Origin of the sequence: Aquabacterium lacunae, assembly GCF_004310865.1 — a bacterium.
GTDB classification, from domain to species: Bacteria; Pseudomonadota; Gammaproteobacteria; order Burkholderiales; family Burkholderiaceae_C; genus Aquabacterium; species Aquabacterium lacunae.
The window spans coordinates 49,413-64,889 of sequence record NZ_SIXI01000009.1 but is presented as its reverse complement, the minus strand read 5'-3'; the positions used below and the strand labels follow the sequence as shown (position 1 = coordinate 64,889).

Annotated in this window: 17 protein-coding genes; 10 read left to right on the top strand and 7 right to left on the bottom strand. The window is 66.8% G+C overall.

Annotated elements, in window-relative coordinates; all coding sequences use genetic code 11:
- Window positions 1-68: 68 nt before the first annotated feature.
- Together EYS42_RS16495 and EYS42_RS16490 are read right to left on the bottom strand one after the other, a co-directional pair.
- On the bottom strand, window positions 69-800 hold the full coding sequence (locus EYS42_RS16495) for a 5'-methylthioadenosine/adenosylhomocysteine nucleosidase (RefSeq protein ID WP_130969302.1): 732 nt from the start codon (window positions 798-800) through the stop codon (window positions 69-71).
- Window positions 797-2,086 (bottom strand): MFS transporter, encoded by a 1,290-nt coding sequence (locus EYS42_RS16490; protein WP_130969301.1) that lies wholly within the window; start codon window positions 2,084-2,086, stop codon window positions 797-799. Before EYS42_RS16490 ends, EYS42_RS16495 begins: the two co-directional genes overlap by 4 nt.
- 46 nt (window positions 2,087-2,132) lie before the next feature.
- Here EYS42_RS16490 and EYS42_RS16485 point away from each other — a divergent pair, with 46 nt between their 5' ends.
- From EYS42_RS16485 to EYS42_RS16470, 4 genes are all read left to right on the top strand, one after another.
- On the top strand, window positions 2,133-2,768 hold the full coding sequence (locus tag EYS42_RS16485; RefSeq protein WP_130969300.1) for an LON peptidase substrate-binding domain-containing protein: 636 nt from the start codon (window positions 2,133-2,135) through the stop codon (window positions 2,766-2,768).
- Window positions 2,769-2,948: 180 nt separating this feature from the next.
- Window positions 2,949-4,196, top strand: a complete 1,248-nt coding sequence (locus tag EYS42_RS16480) for a glycosyltransferase family 4 protein (RefSeq protein ID WP_130969299.1) — start codon at window positions 2,949-2,951, stop codon at window positions 4,194-4,196.
- Window positions 4,193-5,461, top strand: a complete 1,269-nt coding sequence (locus tag EYS42_RS16475; RefSeq protein ID WP_245503685.1) for a glycosyltransferase — start codon at window positions 4,193-4,195, stop codon at window positions 5,459-5,461. Before EYS42_RS16480 ends, EYS42_RS16475 begins: the two co-directional genes overlap by 4 nt.
- Before the next feature lie 81 nt (window positions 5,462-5,542).
- Entirely contained in the window at window positions 5,543-6,358 is an 816-nt protein-coding gene (locus EYS42_RS16470) for a UDP-2,3-diacylglucosamine diphosphatase (RefSeq protein ID WP_130969298.1), read from the top strand.
- Here the strand turns inward: EYS42_RS16470 and EYS42_RS16465 are convergent.
- Window positions 6,297-6,764, bottom strand: a complete 468-nt coding sequence (locus EYS42_RS16465) for an acyl-CoA thioesterase (protein ID WP_130969297.1) — start codon at window positions 6,762-6,764, stop codon at window positions 6,297-6,299. The two genes, EYS42_RS16470 and EYS42_RS16465, sit on opposite strands and share 62 nt — an antisense overlap.
- A gap of 105 nt (window positions 6,765-6,869) precedes the next feature.
- Here EYS42_RS16465 and EYS42_RS16460 point away from each other — a divergent pair, with 105 nt between their 5' ends.
- The 3 genes from EYS42_RS16460 to katG all read left to right on the top strand — a co-directional run bounded on the left by EYS42_RS16460 (window position 6,870) and on the right by katG (window position 10,559).
- Window positions 6,870-7,229, top strand: coding sequence for an HNH endonuclease (locus EYS42_RS16460; RefSeq protein ID WP_130969296.1), 360 nt, complete (start codon window positions 6,870-6,872; stop codon window positions 7,227-7,229).
- Window positions 7,230-7,249: 20 nt separating this feature from the next.
- Window positions 7,250-8,212 carry an alpha/beta fold hydrolase gene (locus EYS42_RS16455; protein ID WP_130969295.1) on the top strand — a complete coding sequence of 321 codons (963 nt, stop codon included), beginning with the start codon at window positions 7,250-7,252 and terminating at the stop codon, window positions 8,210-8,212.
- A 130-nt stretch (window positions 8,213-8,342) separates the two neighbouring features.
- The gene (katG, locus tag EYS42_RS16450) at window positions 8,343-10,559 is read left to right on the top strand and encodes a catalase/peroxidase HPI (RefSeq protein ID WP_130969294.1); all 2,217 of its coding nucleotides are present in this window, start codon (window positions 8,343-8,345) and stop codon (window positions 10,557-10,559) included.
- A 52-nt stretch (window positions 10,560-10,611) separates the two neighbouring features.
- Here katG and EYS42_RS16445 read toward each other — a convergent pair whose 3' ends face one another.
- Entirely contained in the window at window positions 10,612-11,481 is an 870-nt protein-coding gene (locus tag EYS42_RS16445) for an MBL fold metallo-hydrolase (RefSeq protein WP_130969293.1), read from the bottom strand.
- A 132-nt stretch (window positions 11,482-11,613) separates the two neighbouring features.
- Between EYS42_RS16445 and EYS42_RS16440 the strand changes: the two genes are divergently transcribed.
- From EYS42_RS16440 to EYS42_RS16430, 3 genes are all read left to right on the top strand, one after another.
- On the top strand, window positions 11,614-11,802 hold the full coding sequence (locus EYS42_RS16440; RefSeq protein ID WP_130969292.1) for a YgaP family membrane protein: 189 nt from the start codon (window positions 11,614-11,616) through the stop codon (window positions 11,800-11,802).
- Window positions 11,803-11,809: 7 nt separating this feature from the next.
- Window positions 11,810-12,616 (top strand): sulfite exporter TauE/SafE family protein, encoded by an 807-nt coding sequence (locus EYS42_RS16435; protein WP_130969291.1) that lies wholly within the window; start codon window positions 11,810-11,812, stop codon window positions 12,614-12,616.
- A gap of 120 nt (window positions 12,617-12,736) precedes the next feature.
- On the top strand, window positions 12,737-13,255 hold the full coding sequence (locus EYS42_RS16430) for a Dps family protein (protein WP_130969290.1): 519 nt from the start codon (window positions 12,737-12,739) through the stop codon (window positions 13,253-13,255).
- Between the two features lie 93 nt (window positions 13,256-13,348).
- Here the strand turns inward: EYS42_RS16430 and EYS42_RS16425 are convergent, their stop codons facing one another.
- Genes EYS42_RS16425 through EYS42_RS16415 form a run of 3 tightly spaced genes read right to left on the bottom strand, consistent with a single transcriptional unit; the run spans window position 13,349 to window position 15,476 of the window.
- Entirely contained in the window at window positions 13,349-14,377 is a 1,029-nt protein-coding gene (locus EYS42_RS16425) for a DUF6708 domain-containing protein (protein ID WP_130969289.1), read from the bottom strand.
- Window positions 14,374-14,682 carry a hypothetical protein gene (locus tag EYS42_RS16420; protein WP_130969288.1) on the bottom strand — a complete coding sequence of 103 codons (309 nt, stop codon included), beginning with the start codon at window positions 14,680-14,682 and terminating at the stop codon, window positions 14,374-14,376. The genes EYS42_RS16425 and EYS42_RS16420 overlap by 4 nt, the downstream gene beginning before the upstream one ends.
- Window positions 14,682-15,476 carry an ion transporter gene (locus EYS42_RS16415; protein WP_130969287.1) on the bottom strand — a complete coding sequence of 265 codons (795 nt, stop codon included), beginning with the start codon at window positions 15,474-15,476 and terminating at the stop codon, window positions 14,682-14,684. The genes EYS42_RS16420 and EYS42_RS16415 overlap by 1 nt, the downstream gene beginning before the upstream one ends.
- Window position 15,477: the final 1 nt, after the last annotated feature.

Sequence of the window (15,477 nt, the reverse complement as noted above, 5' to 3'; positions counted from 1 at the left end):
GTCATGGTGGTGACGTTGTGGCCCGCAATGTAGGCCATGCCACGCCTCGCGTCACCCTGGGGCGAACCTCAGATCGTGTCCGTCGGTGACAGGTGTTGCAGCACCGAATCGACCATGGCCACCGCATGGGGGCTGGCCACCTCGGCCACGAACTGCAGGAAGTCCACGTGGGCGTCGTCGTCTGCCCGGTCGGAAATGCTGCGCACCACGCCAAAGGGCACCCCGAAGTCCAGGCACACCTGGGCGATCGCGGCGCCTTCCATTTCCACCGCCAGGGCGTCGGGCAACTCGGCTTGCAGCGCCTGCACCTCGGCCCGGCTGGAGACGAAGCGGTCACCGCTGACGATCAGGCCGGTGTGCACGCGCTGACCCTGCGTCACGCCCAGGGTGTGCTGCGCGGCCTGTTGCAGCGCGTGGGTCAGCGCCGGGCTGGTGGCGATGCGGCTGATGCCGCGGCCGGGCAGTTCGTGGCGCGGGAACAGGGGCGAGGCGTCCATGTCGTGTTGCAGCAGCTCGGTGGCCACCACGATGTCACCCACGGCCACCCCGGGCCCGATGCCGCCGGCCACCCCCGTGAACAGCAGGCGCCCAACCCCGAACCGAGCGATCAGCAGCGTGGCCGTGATGCTGGCGGCCACCTTGCCGATGCCCGACAGTGCGGCCACCACCTCATGCCCGCGCCAGTGACCCACCCACACCTCGCGGCCGCCGATGCGTTGCAGGTGTTCGTCGGGCATGGCCTGCAGGAAGGCCTGCAGCTCTTGCGGCATGGCGGCGATGATGCCCAGGCGTGTGCTCATGCCGTGGCCCCTGCGCGGGTGCGCTGTGTCTGCTGGTGCAGGCGCAGCCCCACCAGGGCCGCGCTGGCAATGCCCAGGCCCATGGCAAGCGCCGAGCCCTGGAACACTTGCGCGTGCAGGGCGTGGTCCATGAGGTAGCCGAAGGCGGGTGAGGCCACGGCAAAGCCCAGGTCCAGGCCTGAATACACCGTGCCGTACACCCGGCCGGTGGCACCTGGTGGGGCCGCGCGCTTGATCAGCATGTCGCGCGAGGGGCCGGCCAGGCCCGTGCCCAGGCCGGCAGCGGCGGTGGCCACGGCCGCCATCCAGCCGGGCAGCCAGCCCGAGCCCACCAGCAACAGCAGCAGCACCGACAGGGCCATGGCCAGTGCGATGGTGCGCTCCAGCCGCTGCACACGCTGCACCAGGAAGCCGCCCACCACCATGCCGCAGGCCCCGGTGACCATGTAGCCCGTGACCACGAAGGCCGTGCTGGCCAGTGGCAGCCCGTAGAGCTGGTGCAGCGCCGGGCTGGCAAAGCTCTGGATGGCGCTGAGCGCGGCCGTGGTCCAGAAGAAGAACGAGAAGCACAGCCACACCGAGGGCAATGCCAGGAAGGCCATCGGGTGCTCGGCGGGGCCTGCTGGCTGGGCGTGCGGCGCGGTGTGCGCCGCGTGGGGCACGGGCGTCTGGTGCACCGGCGTGTGCGCAATGGCAGCGCGGCGCCACCACAGCACGGCCATCACGCTCAGGCCAATGCCGGCAGCCGCCACATAGGCCCCGCGCCAGTCACCCACTGCGTGGTGCAGGCCGATCAGGAACACCGGCGACAAGGCCCAGCCCAGGTTGCCGCTGATGCCATGCGCCGCAAACGCGTGGCCCAGACGCGCGGGGCTGACCCGCTGGTTCAGGATGCTGAAATCGACCGGGTGGAAGGGCGCGTTGCCGATGCCGGCCAGCACGGCGGCCAGCATCAGGCCCGGGTAGCCGGTGGCGGTGGCCGCGGCCAGACAGGCCGCCACGAAGCAGGCCAGGGCGGCGAACAGCACGGGCCGGGCGCCCACGCGGTCGACCAGGAAGCCCGACAGCGCCTGCCCGATGCCCGACAGCGTGAAGAACACCGTCATCAGCAGGCCCAGCTCGGCATAGCTGAGCCCGAATTCCCGGATGAACACCGGGAACATGGGCGGCAGCAGCATGTGGTGGAAATGCGAGGTGCCGTGGGCGAGGCCGATCAGCCCGATGGTTTCGGTGTCACGCGAGGGGGACAGGGTCTGGGCAGGGCCGGGGGCAGGTGCAGAAGCCATCACGGCATCGTGCCACAGGGCGTCGGGCCGAGCGCACAATGGGGCCATGGATCCGTTCGCATCCCCCCTGCCGCTGTTTCCTTTGCAGACCGTGCTGTTCCCCGGCGGGGTGCTGCCGCTGAAGATTTTCGAGGTGCGTTACCTCGACCTGATCGGCCGGTGCCACCGCGAAGGCACGCCCTTTGGCGTGGTCACCCTCAGCGAGGGCCAGGAAGTGCGCACGGCGCAATCGGGCAACGAAGTGTTTTTCGACGTGGGCACGCTGGCCACGGTCACGCGGTTTGATCGCCCGCAGGCGGGGCTGATGCAGATCGAGTGCCATGGCGGCCAGCGCTTTCGGGTCAAGGCCAGCCAGCGCCTGGGCCACGGCCTGTGGGTGGCCACCGAGACCGAGCCCCTGGCCGATGACACCCCGGCGCACGTGCCCGACGACCAGATGCACCTGGTGCGCTTGCTGGAGCAGGTGGCCCGCAGCATGAAAAGCGCCGAAGGCCGCGGCATGGACGAACTTTGGCGCCAGCCCCATCTTTGGGACGATGCCGGCTGGGTGGCCAACCGATGGTGCGAGCTGCTGCCCATCAAGGCCGAACTGCGCCAGCGCTGCATGGCCCTGACCCACCCGGTGCTGCGCCTGGAGCTGGTGGATGACATGCTGGACCGCCTGGGGGTCAAGTCTCATTGAACTTCTGGCGCGGGCCTCTGGAGGCTCAGCCATGGATACACCTCGATGCATTTCGCACATTTGAGGGAGTGCGTCGACCGGCTCACGTGCTCGACAATACAAACAGAAGTTCCAGGAGTGCCTTTCACATGGCGGCACCTGTGAAAACATCGAGGACATCAGGGACCCGCACGCGGCTGTATGAGGCTGGTTTTTTTCACCCACCCAGAGTTCATGCGCTCTCAGAGCATGCCCAGATTTGCGCGCATGCTCCAGCGGGCGTGCCTTGATCGTGGGCATCACGTCAGCGTCTGGGCGCCTCGCGATGGGTTGCATCGCTGGTTTGCCCACACCCGGCTGGCGAAATGGGCGGGCTATGTCGATCAGTACCTGATTTTCCCGTGGTGGGTGCGTCGCCAGCTGGCCCAAACGCCAGCCGACAGCTTGTTCGTGTTCTGCGATCAGGCCTTGGGGCCCTGGGTGCCCTTGGTGGCCCATCGGCCACATCTGGTGCATGCCCATGACCTGCTGGCCTTGCGTTCGGCGCTGGGGCAGATACCCGAGAACCCGACGCGCCTGACCGGCCGCCTGTACCAGCGATTCATTCGCCGAGGTTTTCGCCAGGCCAAGCATTTCATCGCCATTTCCGATCGCACCCGATCCGACCTGGTCACCCATGCCGGCATTGCTGCCGACCGGGTGGTCGTGATCCACAACAGCCAGAACCATGCGTATGCGCCCCTGCCGGTGAAAGCTGCGAGCGCTCGCTTGCTTGAAGCTGGCCTGCCGGCGCCTGGGCGGTTCTTGCTGCATGTCGGTGGCGGCCAGTGGTACAAGAACACCGAAGGCGTCATCCGCCTGTATGGTGCACTCGTGCGGCGCTGGGTCAGTCATCCGCCCACTGACGGTCATGCGGCGGCTCAGGGCATGCCGGCCTTGGTCATGGTCAGCCCTGAGCCGTGCGAGCGTCTCCAGACCTTGATCGGGGGCTTGCCGCCACAAGCGCGTGTGCTGTTCTGTCAGGGCGTGAGCACCGAAGTGCTTGAAGCGGCCTATTCGGGGTGTGTGGCGATGCTGTTTCCCAGCCTCGCCGAAGGCTTTGGGTGGCCCATCATCGAAGCCATGGCCTGCGGTGCGCCTGTGGTCACCAGCCTGGATGCGCCCATGACCGAAATCGGAGGGCCCCATGCGCTGTACCTGCCGGTTCTGACCCCTGCACAGTCGCCCGAGCAATGGGCTGCGCAAGGCGCAGACATGGTCGATGAGTGGCTGGCTGCGCCCACCCCGGTGCGGCAGACCCGGCAGGCGGCCGCTTTGCAATGGGTTCAGCAGTTCGAGCCTTCCCGCGTCAAGGCGGCCTACCTGGCTGAGTATGAGCGGGTGTTGCTTCAATGGCCGATGACGCAGCCCACAAAGGCCGCGTCGCCCAGACATGCCGAGGCGCCATGACCACCAGCCTGGCACGCGCTCGTCCCTTGAGGCTCTTGCATTGCATTGCGTCGGTTGACCCTGCGCAAGGCGGGCCCATTGAGGGCCTCAAGCAGCTGGCCTCGGTGTATCGCCTGCGCGGGCACACCCTGGAGGTGGTGTCTCTGGATGATCCCCAGGCTCCCTGGGTGGCCCAGGCGCCGTTTGTCGTGCACGCCCTGGGGCCAGGCAAGCTGGGGCAGTACGGCTACACCCCTCGGCTGTCGCAGTGGCTCAGGCAGCATGCCGTGCGATTTGATGTGGCCATCATCAACGGGATCTGGCAGTTCCATGCGCATGGCACAGCCCGCGTGCTGCGCGAAGTGGGTTTGCCTTACTTCGTTTTCACACACGGCATGCTGGACCCTTGGTTCAAGCGGCACTACCCCCTCAAGCACCTCAAAAAATGGCTGTTCTGGCCTTGGGCCGACTACCGGGTGCTGCGCGACGCTGCGGCCGTGCTCTTCACGTGCGAAGAAGAGCGCCTGCGGGCCCGTGAGTCGTTCTGGCTCTACAACGCGCGTGAGTTCGTGGTCGATTACGGCACCCGTGGCGTGCGTGGTGAAGCGCAGCAGCAGCGGGCGGCATTTCTGGCCCGTCACCCTGAACTGAAAGACCAGAGGGTGCTGCTCTTTCTGGGGCGCATGCACGAAAAGAAGGGCGCAGACCTCCTGCTTCATGCCTGGGCGCGCGTGTTGCGAGAGCGCCCTGATGCCTTGACGAACACGCGACTGGTCATGGCGGGCCCGGCTGACAACCCCTGTGGCCATGCGTTGAAGCAGCTGGCAGATCGTCTGGATCTTGCCGATCGCATCACCTGGACGGGCATGCTGCAGGGCGAGCTGAAATGGGGCGCGTTCAGGGTGGCGGATGCCTTCGTGCTGCCTTCGCACCAGGAGAACTTTGGCATCGCTGTGGCCGAGGCCTTGTCTTGTGGGGTCCCGGTGTTGGTCTCCGATCAAGTGAACATCTGGCGCGAAATCCACAACCGTGGGGCGGGCTGGGTGCAACCCGATACCGTTGACGGTACCTTGGCCTTGTTGCGTCAATGGCTTGAGACATCACCCTCCGACATGGTGAGCATGCGCACGCGTGCTCGCGCTTGTTTCGAACGCCACTTCCACATCGAGCGCACCGAGGCATCGATCATGGATGCGGTGGCTCGCTTCACGGCCCTGCGTGACCTCCCGGTGACACAACCTGCCCCGCTGGACGCGGCACTCGATCGGGTGGCCGCAGGCGGTTGACGCCCTTCCGACTGCACGGTTTCGCACGCTTGTCATCTGCGGTGACCAGCATCCCTCTTGCGTTCGCAAGGAGGGCTTGGCATGCACGTTCGAACCGTCTGGATCTCCGACATCCACCTGGGCACTCGAGACTGCCAGGCCGAGGCGTTGCTCGATTTCCTGCGCGAGGTGGACTGCGACACCTTGTACCTGGTGGGCGACATCGTGGACGGCTGGCAGCTGCGGCGCACCTGGTACTGGCCGCAAAGCCACAACGATGTGGTCCAGAAGCTGCTGCGCAAGGCCCGCAAAGGCACCCGTGTGATTTTCATCCCGGGCAACCACGACGAGTTCGCGCGACGCTACGTGGCCAGCAACTTCGGTGGCATCGAGGTGGCCGACGAATGGATCCACACCACAGCCAGCGGCCAGCGCCTGTGGGTCACGCACGGCGACCTGTACGACGGCGTGATCCAGTGCGCCCGCTGGCTGGCCCTGGTGGGCGATGTGGCCTACGAGTTCACGCTGAAGGTCAACCGCTGGTTCAACCAGGCCCGTGCGCGCCTGGGGCTGCCGTACTGGTCGCTTTCAAAGCACCTCAAGCTCAAGGTGAAGCGCGCGGTGAGCTACCTGGCCGATTTCGAAGAGGCCCTGGCCCGCGAGGCCCGGCACCGGGGTGTGCAGGGCGTGGTGTGCGGCCACATCCACCATGCCGAAATGCGCGACATCGGCGGTGTGCTGTACTGCAACGACGGCGACTGGGTGGAAAGCCTCACGGCCCTGGTGGAACACCCGTGCGGCCGGCTCGAGATCATCGACTGGGGCCAGCGGCTCAAGCGCCTGCGCCCGCCGGCGTTCAGCGTGGCGCGGCCGGCACCGGTGGCTGCACGAAGCCCTTCGCAGCCAGTCGCTCCATGAAGCTGGCCGGGGGCGGGGCCACCTTCTTGGTCTCACCCGCCAGGAACACCACGCCGGTCTTGCCACGTGCCACTTCGCGGCCGCTGTCCTTGTCCCGCAGGCGGAACACGAGGTCGAAACCGTACTTGTTGAAGTCGTCGGGCACCATGTGCACCTCCATGGTCTCGCCATAGAAGGCTTCCGACTTGTACTGCGCCAGCATGTCGCCCACCACGATGGACTGCCCGTCGATGTCGAGTTCACCGCGGTAACCCAGCCAGCGGAAAAAGCGCAGCCGCGCTTCCGAGACCAGGCTCAGCAACTGCGCGTTGTCCAGGTGCCCGCCCTGGTTCACGTGGCTGATGTAGATGGGGATGTCGGTGGAAAACAGGAACTGCTCGGGCAGCTGGAACTGGATGCGGGCCATGGGGTGCCGTGAGGAAACTGCTGACGCCCGATGATAGTTCAGGGTTAATACGGATGTCTGCCCTGTCGTGCACCTGTCCAGCCGAGGGTGAGGCAAGATGCCGGCATGGCAGGTCGCATCCGACGTCAACTCCTGGCCAGCAAGCTGGACGCCGTGGCACAGCAGGCCCAGGCCCGCCAGGCCACGCCCATCTGCCCGCTGTGCGAGCGGCCCATTCCGCCCAGCCAGGCCGACGCGCACCACCTGGTGCCCCGCTCGAAAGGTGGCAGGCACACCGCGTTGCTGCACCGCATCTGCCACCGGCAGATCCATGCCCTGCTGACCGAAGCCGAACTGGCCCGGGACCACTGCACGGTCGAAGCGCTGAAGGCGCACCCGGGTGTGGCGGCTTTTGTGCGATGGGTGCGCACCAAACCCCCGGAATTCATCGAGCGCACGCGCAAGAGCCAGCGACTGAAGGACTGACCCAGGCAGAATCGGGTGTGATGTCCAGCAGTTCATTTCCCTTGTCAGCGGCCCCGCTGCTTCAGGACGACGTTCGCGTGCCCGTGGACGGCGTCCACACCCTGTGCATGCGCCGCATCCGCCCGGCCGATGCCGCAGGCTTGCCGCTGCCGCCCGTGCTGATGGTGCACGGCATGATGTCCAACGGGCGCGTGTTCTATTCCCACAGCGGCAAGGGGCTGGCCCCCTGGCTGGCCCGCCAGGGCTTTGACGTGTTCGTGGCCGACCTGCGCGGCAAAGGGCAGAGCACGCCCCGCATCAGCCGCCATGCGCGCCACGGCCAGACCGAGATGATCCGCGACGACGTGCCCGCGCTGCACGCCGCCATCCGCGGCCTGACCGGGGGCCAGCCGGTGCACTGGGTGTCGCACTCGTGGGGTGGGGTGGTGCTCAACAGCGCGCTGCTGCGCCAGCCTGATCTGATTCCCCAGGTGGCGTCGCTGGTGCACTTCGCGGCCAAGCGCAGCGTGCAGGTGCGCAACCTCAGCAAGGCCATCGAGATCGACCTGATGTGGAACGTGGTGCTGCGTGGTGTCACGCGCAGCGTGGGCTACCTGCCCGCGCGCCAGCTCAATTTCGGGGCCGACAACGAGACCGACAAGACCCACCGCCAGATCAAGCGCTGGGCCAAGGCGCGCCCCTGGGTGGACAGCGACGACGGCTTCGATTACGGCGCGGCCGCTCGCCACACCACCTTGCCACCCGCGCTGTACCTGTCGGCGCGCAACGACCCCTGCCGCGGCCACCCGCTGGATGTGAAGCGCTTTCGCGACGAATCGGGCCCGCACCGTTCGTGCGTGCACCTGCTGTCGCGCCGCACCGGCCACTGGCACGACTACGACCATGTGACATTGCTCACACACCCCGATGCCGAGCGCGACCACTTCCCGCTGGTCAGGCGCTGGCTGCTGGGGTTCTACGACGAAGTGCCGGAAAACCATTGAAATCGTGTCAATGGCTGCGATAGGGCACCTGCCTATCGCGGGCATAGGCACGATTGCCTTGCCCTGGGCGGGGGCGCTTCCTAGACTGAGGTCCAAGTTCTTCAGCCACCCTTTCCAAGGAGCCCCCGCCATGACACAAGAAGCCAAGTGCCCCTTCCACCACGGCCAGCCCACCGCCGTGGCCAGTGCCGCCCGCGCCAGCGCCCAGTCGAACCGCGACTGGTGGCCCGAGCAGCTCAACCTCGACATCCTCCACCAGCGCCACCCCAAGGGCAACCCGGTGGGTGACGTGAACTACGCCGAGGCCTTCCAGCGACTGGACCTCGACGCCGTGGTGGCCGACCTGAAGGCCCTGATGACCGATTCGCAAGACTGGTGGCCGGCCGACTGGGGCCACTACGGCGGCCTGTTCATCCGCATGGCCTGGCACAGCGCCGGCACCTACCGCATCCACGACGGCCGGGGTGGTGCCGGCACCGGCACCCAACGCTTCGCCCCGCTGAACAGCTGGCCCGACAACGGCAACCTCGACAAGGCCCGCCGCCTGCTGTGGCCCATCAAGCAGAAGTACGGCCAGAGCCTGTCGTGGGCCGACCTCATGATCCTGGCCGGCAACGTGGCCCTGGAAAGCATGGGCTTCAAGACCTTCGGTTTCGCCGGTGGCCGGGAAGACATCTGGGAACCGGAAAAGGACATCTACTGGGGCAGCGAGAAGAAGTGGCTGGCCGCCAGCACCGAGGCCAACAGCCGCTACAGCGGCGACCGCGAACTGGCCAACCCGCTGGCCGCCGTGCAGATGGGCCTGATCTACGTGAACCCCGAAGGCCCGGACGGCAACCCTGACCCTGTGGCCTCGGGCCGCGACGTGCGCGACACCTTCGCCCGCATGGCCATGGACGACGAAGAAACCGTGGCCCTGGTGGCCGGCGGCCACACCTTCGGCAAGGCCCACGGCGCGGGCGACCCCACCCTGGTCGGGCCTGAACCCGAAGGCGCGCCCATCGAAGCCCAGGGCTTTGGCTGGATCAACCAGTTCGGCAGCGGCAAGGGTGTGCACACCACCACCAGCGGCATCGAAGGCGCCTGGAAGCCCAACCCCACCACCTGGGACAACGGCTACTTCGACATGTTGTTCGGCTACGAGTGGGAACTCACCAAGAGCCCGGCGGGCGCCCACCAGTGGGTGCCGAAAAACGTCAAGCCCGAGCACATGATCCCTGATGCGCACGACCCCAGCAAGAAGCACCCGCCGATGATGACCACGGCCGACCTGTCGCTGCGCTTCGACCCGGCCTATGAAAAGATCTCGCGCCGCTTCCACCAGAACCCGGCCGAGTTCGCCGATGCCTTCGCCCGCGCCTGGTTCAAGCTGACCCACCGCGACATGGGCCCACGTGCCCGCTACCTGGGCAAGCTGGTGCCCAGCGAAGTGCTGGTGTGGCAAGACCCCGTGCCCGCGGTCGACCACGCCCTGGTCGATGCGGCCGATGTGGCGGCGCTGAAGGCGCAGGTGCTGGCCAGCGGCCTGAGCACCCAGCAACTGGTGGGCGCGGCCTGGGCCTCGGCCTCCACCTTCCGTGGCAGCGACAAGCGCGGCGGGGCCAATGGCGCCCGCATCCGCCTGGCTCCGCAGAAGGACTGGGCGGCCAACAAGCCGGCCGAGCTGGCCCAAGTGCTCCAGGCGCTGGAAGGCATCCAGGCGCAGTTCAATGCCCAGGCCACGGGTGGCAAGAAGGTGTCGCTGGCCGACCTGATCGTGCTGGCCGGTGGCGCCGCGGTGGAAGCCGCTGCCAAGGCCGCCGGCCATGACGTCACCGTGCCCTTCACCCCGGGCCGCACCGACGCCACCGCCGAGCAGACCGACGTGGCCTCGTTCGCCGTGCTCGAGCCCCTGGCCGATGGCTTCCGCAACTACGTCCGCCCGGGCCTGGAAGAGCACACAGCCGAGATGCTGGTCGACAAGGCCCAGCTGCTCACCCTGGGCGCGCCCGAGATGACCGTGCTGGTGGGGGGCTTGCGCGCCCTGGGCATCACCCACGAAGGCCAGCATGGCGTGTTCACGCAGCGCCCTGGCGTGCTCAGCAACGACTTCTTCGTGAACCTGCTGGACATGGGCACGCAGTGGGCCCGCGCCGCCAACGCCCCCGGCGTGCTGGAAGGCCGTGACCGCCGCACCGGCGCCGTGAAGTTCACCGGCACCCAGGTCGACCTGGTGTTCGGCTCGAACTCGCAGCTGCGCGCCATCGCCGAGGTGTACGCCAGCGGCGACGCCCAGCAGCGCTTCGTGAACGACTTCGTGGCCGCCTGGACCAAGGTCATGCAGCTCGACCGCTTCGACCTGGCCTGATCAGGGCCTCGCGCATGCAATCCAAGGGGGCTTCGGCCCCCTTGGTGCTGGCTCACAGCGCGTTGATGGGCACCTTCAGGTAACGCACGCCATTGGCCTCCGGTTCCGGCAGGTGTCCGGCGCGGATGTTCACCTGGATCGAAGGCAGGATCAGCTGCGGCATCTGCAGCGTGGCGTCACGCGCCTCGCGCAGGGCCACGAAATCGGCCTCGCTCACGCCCTCGTGCACATGGATGTTGGCGCGGCGCTGCTCGGCCACCGTGTTCATGGCCTGCACCGGGCGGTCGGTGGTCGGGTAGTCGTGGCACATGAACAGGCGCGTCTCGGGCGGCAAGGCCAGCAGGCGCTGCACGCTGCGGTACAGCGCGCGGGCACTGCCCCCGGGGAAATCGCAGCGGGCCGTGCCCACATCGGGCGGGAACAGGGTGTCGCCCACGAACACCGCGTCGCCCACCTTGTAGGCCACGTCGGCCGGGGTGTGGCCGGGCACGTGCATCACCTCGATCTGCAAGCTGCCCAGCGGTACCACCTCGCCGTCACGGAACTGGTGGCCGAATTGCGAGCCATCGACCGCAAAGCCCGCCTCCAGGTTGAACAGGGCCTTGAAGGTGCGCTGCACCTGGCCAATGCCATGGCCGATGCCCACCGTGCCGCCCACCTGCTCGTGCACGAAGGGCGCCGACGACAGGTGGTCGGCATGGGCGTGGGTCTCCAGCACCCACTGCACCGTGAGTTGCTGGTGGCGGATGAAATCGACCACCTGCTGGGCCGAGGCCGTACCGGTGCGGCCACTTTTGGGGTCGAAATCCAGCACCGGGTCGATCACGGCGGCATGGCCACCCGCCTGGTCGTACACGACATGGGTGAAGGTCCAGGTGGGGGCGTGGAAGAAAGACTGAACCCGGGGAGAAGCGCTGCGCATGGAAAGCCTCCGGTCGACACAGATCAACAAAGCATGCAAACACTTTATTGACAAATAAACTATCTGTCAATAAAGTGAAGTCAGGCGTTCGGCATCGGGCTGGCGCCACGCACTTCACTCAGGAGAAGGCACATGAACAAGAACGTGGGCGGCATTGACCGCATGGTGCGCATCGGCGCAGGCGTGACCCTTCTGGCCCTGGCGGCCACCGGCGTGGTGGGCCCTTGGGGCTACCTGGGGGTGGTGCCTCTGGCCACCGGCCTGATGGGCTGGTGCCCGGCCTACCTGCCCTTCGGCATTTCTTCGTGCAAGGCGCGCTGAGGCGGCCATGGCACTCACGGCGGCGCTGCTCGGGGGCGTGATCGGCCTGGTGCTGGCCTGGACCGGCGCTGGCGGTGGCCTGCTGGCCGTGCCCCTGCTGGTCCTGGTGCTGCACCTGCCGCTGCAACAAGCGGCGCCCCTGGCCCTGCTGGCCGTGGGCGCCGCCGCCGCCGTGGGGGCCGTGATGGGCTTGCGCCAGGGCATCGTGCGCTACAAGGCCGCCGCGCTGATCGGTGGCCTGGGCATGCTGGCCGCTCCGGTGGGCGTGGCCCTGGCGCACCGCCTGAACAGCCAGTGGCTGACCCTGGGCTTTGGCCTGCTGATGATGGGCCTGGCGTTGCGGGCCCTGTCGCAGGGCGGGCATGACACCTCGCTGGACGCGGCCGAGCCACAGCCCCCCTGTGTGGCCGACCCTCAGCATGGCCGCCTGATCTGGACCTCGCCCTGCGCGCGCGCCCTGGGCCTGACCGGCTTGCTGTCGGGCCTGCTCAGTGGCCTGGTGGGCGTGGGAGGCGGTTTCGTGATCGTGCCGGCGTTGCGCCGCCACAGCGACCTCAGCCTGCCCAGCATCCAGGCCACCTCGCTGGCCGTCATCGCCATGGTGTCCAGCAGCGCCGTGGTGGGGGCCGTGGCTCATGGCCAGGTGCAGCCGGGGCTGGCCCTGTGGTTCGCCGGCGCAGCCGTGCTGGCCCTGCTGGCCGGCCGACAGGTGGCACACCGCCTGCCCACCGCGTGGTTGCAGCGGGCGTTTCAGGGTGTGGCCTTGCTGGCCGGGCTCATGATGGTGCTCAAAGCCGGCGGCTGGCTGGCTTGACGGGCCGGCCAAGCTGCAGGTGCCTCACGCGTGGGCGCGCACAGGAGCAAAACCCCTGTCACACACACCCATGCGCCCGTGGCTAGACTGTTTCAGTCCTCTCAGCCCCAAGGAGCCCGCATGAAAGCCAAGAAGGCCGCCAAGGCCGAAGCAGCCGTCACCCAGGTGCCGCCCATGGACATCGGCATCTCAGCCAGCGACCGCGCGCAGATCGCGCAGGGCCTGTCCGCCTTGCTGGCCGACAGCTACACCCTGTACCTGATGACGCACAACTTCCACTGGAACGTGACAGGCCCGCAGTTCAACAGCCTGCACACCATGTTCATGGCGCAGTACACCGAACAGTGGGCGGCTTTGGACGTGATCGCCGAGCGCATCCGTGCACTGGGCCACCCGGCCCCTGGCACCTACAAACAGTTCGTGAAACTGGCCAGCATCAAGGAAGTGGAAGGCGTCCCCAAGGCCACTGACATGGTGCGCCACCTGGTGGCCGCACAAGAAGCCACCGCCCGCACGGCGCGCAAGCTGTTCCCAGTGGTCGATGCCGCCAACGACCAGCCCACCGCCGATGTGCTGACCCAGCGCATCGACGTGCACGAAAAAACCGCCTGGATGCTGCGCAGCCTGCTGGAGGAGTGAGCCGCTGTGCACCAGCGTGGCCGATGTGAAGCCAGGTGCTCGTGGGTGTTTTGAGACGTCGGGTTGCTTCGGGCGGCCGCGAATCGTGGAGGTTCATGCCCTGCGTTTGCCGGCACTTTTGTGTGCACGCTCCTGCGTCTGGGGCACTGGTGGGCCCACCTTGTCCAGCACCTCCTGCGGCCACTGCACCGGGTAGGCGGTTTTGTAGCTCAGCCAGTTGGTGGTGGCCATCATCAGGGCCAGAGGGAGCAACACGGGCGAGAACAGGTGAACGATCAGCATCCAGCCCCAGCTCTCGCGCCAGCGCTGGATGTAGCCCGGGCCGAACACGCTGACCGCGCCCAGGCTGTCCCACCACGTCACGGGCACGCTGGTGTCGGCCAGTTGCTCGCCCGGTGGCAGGGCCGGGCCGTTCTCGTTCATGTACCGCCGCACGTGTTCCCACACGCGCGGGGTGCTGAATTCGGTGAGCACTTTGCCGTCACCCAGGGCGAAGCCGTCCACATAAGGTGGAAGGTTGGTCGGGGTGATGGGGCCTTGAAAATCACCGGGGTTCTTGTCACGCACCATCAGCACCAGTGTGTGGTGGCGCTGCGCGCTGCTGCCGGTGGTGCTGGTGCTCACATGGTGCTCAGCCACGATGTCGTCCCAGTCGTGCTCGATCACCAGTGCTTGGCCGCGGCGCTTGGGTTTGCCCTTGTCGGCAAGGTCTTCGACCAAGCGGTAGACCTTGCGGCGTTGGCGGTCGAAGAGGATGGGCAGGTCGAGTGGGAGGAAGAACTCAAGGCGGGCGAAGTGGCGCAGTGCCCAGATTCCGACGGCGAGGAAAATAACGTCAACGGGAAGAACCACGAACCACTCGAACCAAGTAAGGTTCAGACCACCCGCACTGTTGACGTCTTCATACATACCCACTAAATACTGAGCAACTACAAAAAAGCAAATAGATGCTGTACCAACCCCACCCATCAAAAATACCACTCCCCTGAGACTCTTGGCCGAAGTTGTGTATTCAATAGCGTTCGGATACACGCCCCGAACCCAGCCACCCGCTGTGGTCTCATGGGCGACGCGCTGGTCTTGCAGGTAAACCGCCAACGGAACAAATTTCTCCTCGCTCATGCGGCCTGTTCCTCCTGGGTGTCAGACTTGACCTCCAGGCCAAGGGCTTCGTACAAGGCCTTCTCCTGCTCCGCCTGTGTCTTGAACTTTTGCCCCTCCGGGCCTTTGCCGAACGGCGTCTGCCGTGCCCAGGCTTCCAGCCGGGTTGGCTCCATCAACGCAGCCCCCACCGATGCCACGATGCCCACACCCAGCAGCACCCAGCCCACCACGGGCACGGCTGTGCCCAGTGCGACGCCGGCCACGCGGGTGGCCACGAAGCGTTTCGTCGCTTGCTGCGCAGTCTGCTGGAGGAGTGAGCCCATCAAACGATGGACGTTGAGGATGATGGTCTGGGGGCTTGTGCCTCTGCCTCTGCTTCGGCTTTAGCCTTGATCTGTTCGCGAGCCTGCGACAGGGCCGACGCCACCAGGCCCACGGGCACGGCCACCAGTCCCAAGCCAATGACGAGGATGAAGAAGGTGAAGATCTTGCCGCCCGCCGTGACGTGGTACACGTCGCCATAGCCGACGGTGGTCAAGGTGCACAGCGCCCACCACAAGCCATCGAACACGGAGGCGAAGGCCTCGGGCTGGGCCGCTTGTTCAAAGTGGTACATGCCCACACCGGCCAGGTACAGCAGGATGAGGGCCATGGTGCCAAAGAGCGTCAATTCTTCGCGCGCAAGGATCAGGGCGCGGTAAAAGCGCAGGGTGGCGGCGTTGTAGCGCCCCAGTTTGAGCAGGCGAAACAAGCGCATGAGGCGCAGCGCACGCAAGGAATCAGAGCCCGCCCCCAGCGCCAGCAGGGCTGGCAGGATGCTCAGCAGGTCGATGATGCCGAAGAAGCTGAACGCGTAGCGATGCCAGGGCCGGGTGAGCCACAAGCGCGCCAGGTACTCCACAGAAAACACCGCCAGAGAAAACCACTCGAACACCTCCAGGGCCTGCACCTGCCAGGGCAACAAGTTGGGCAGGGTTTCCAGCGCCAGGGCCACCAGGGTGGCCACGATGAGCACCTGCAAGGGCAGCTCGGCCCAACCCAGGCTCACGGCGTCGGGACGGTGGGCTTGGGTGCGAATGAGATGGGGTGCAGCAGGGGGCTGGTGGTCGGGTGTCATG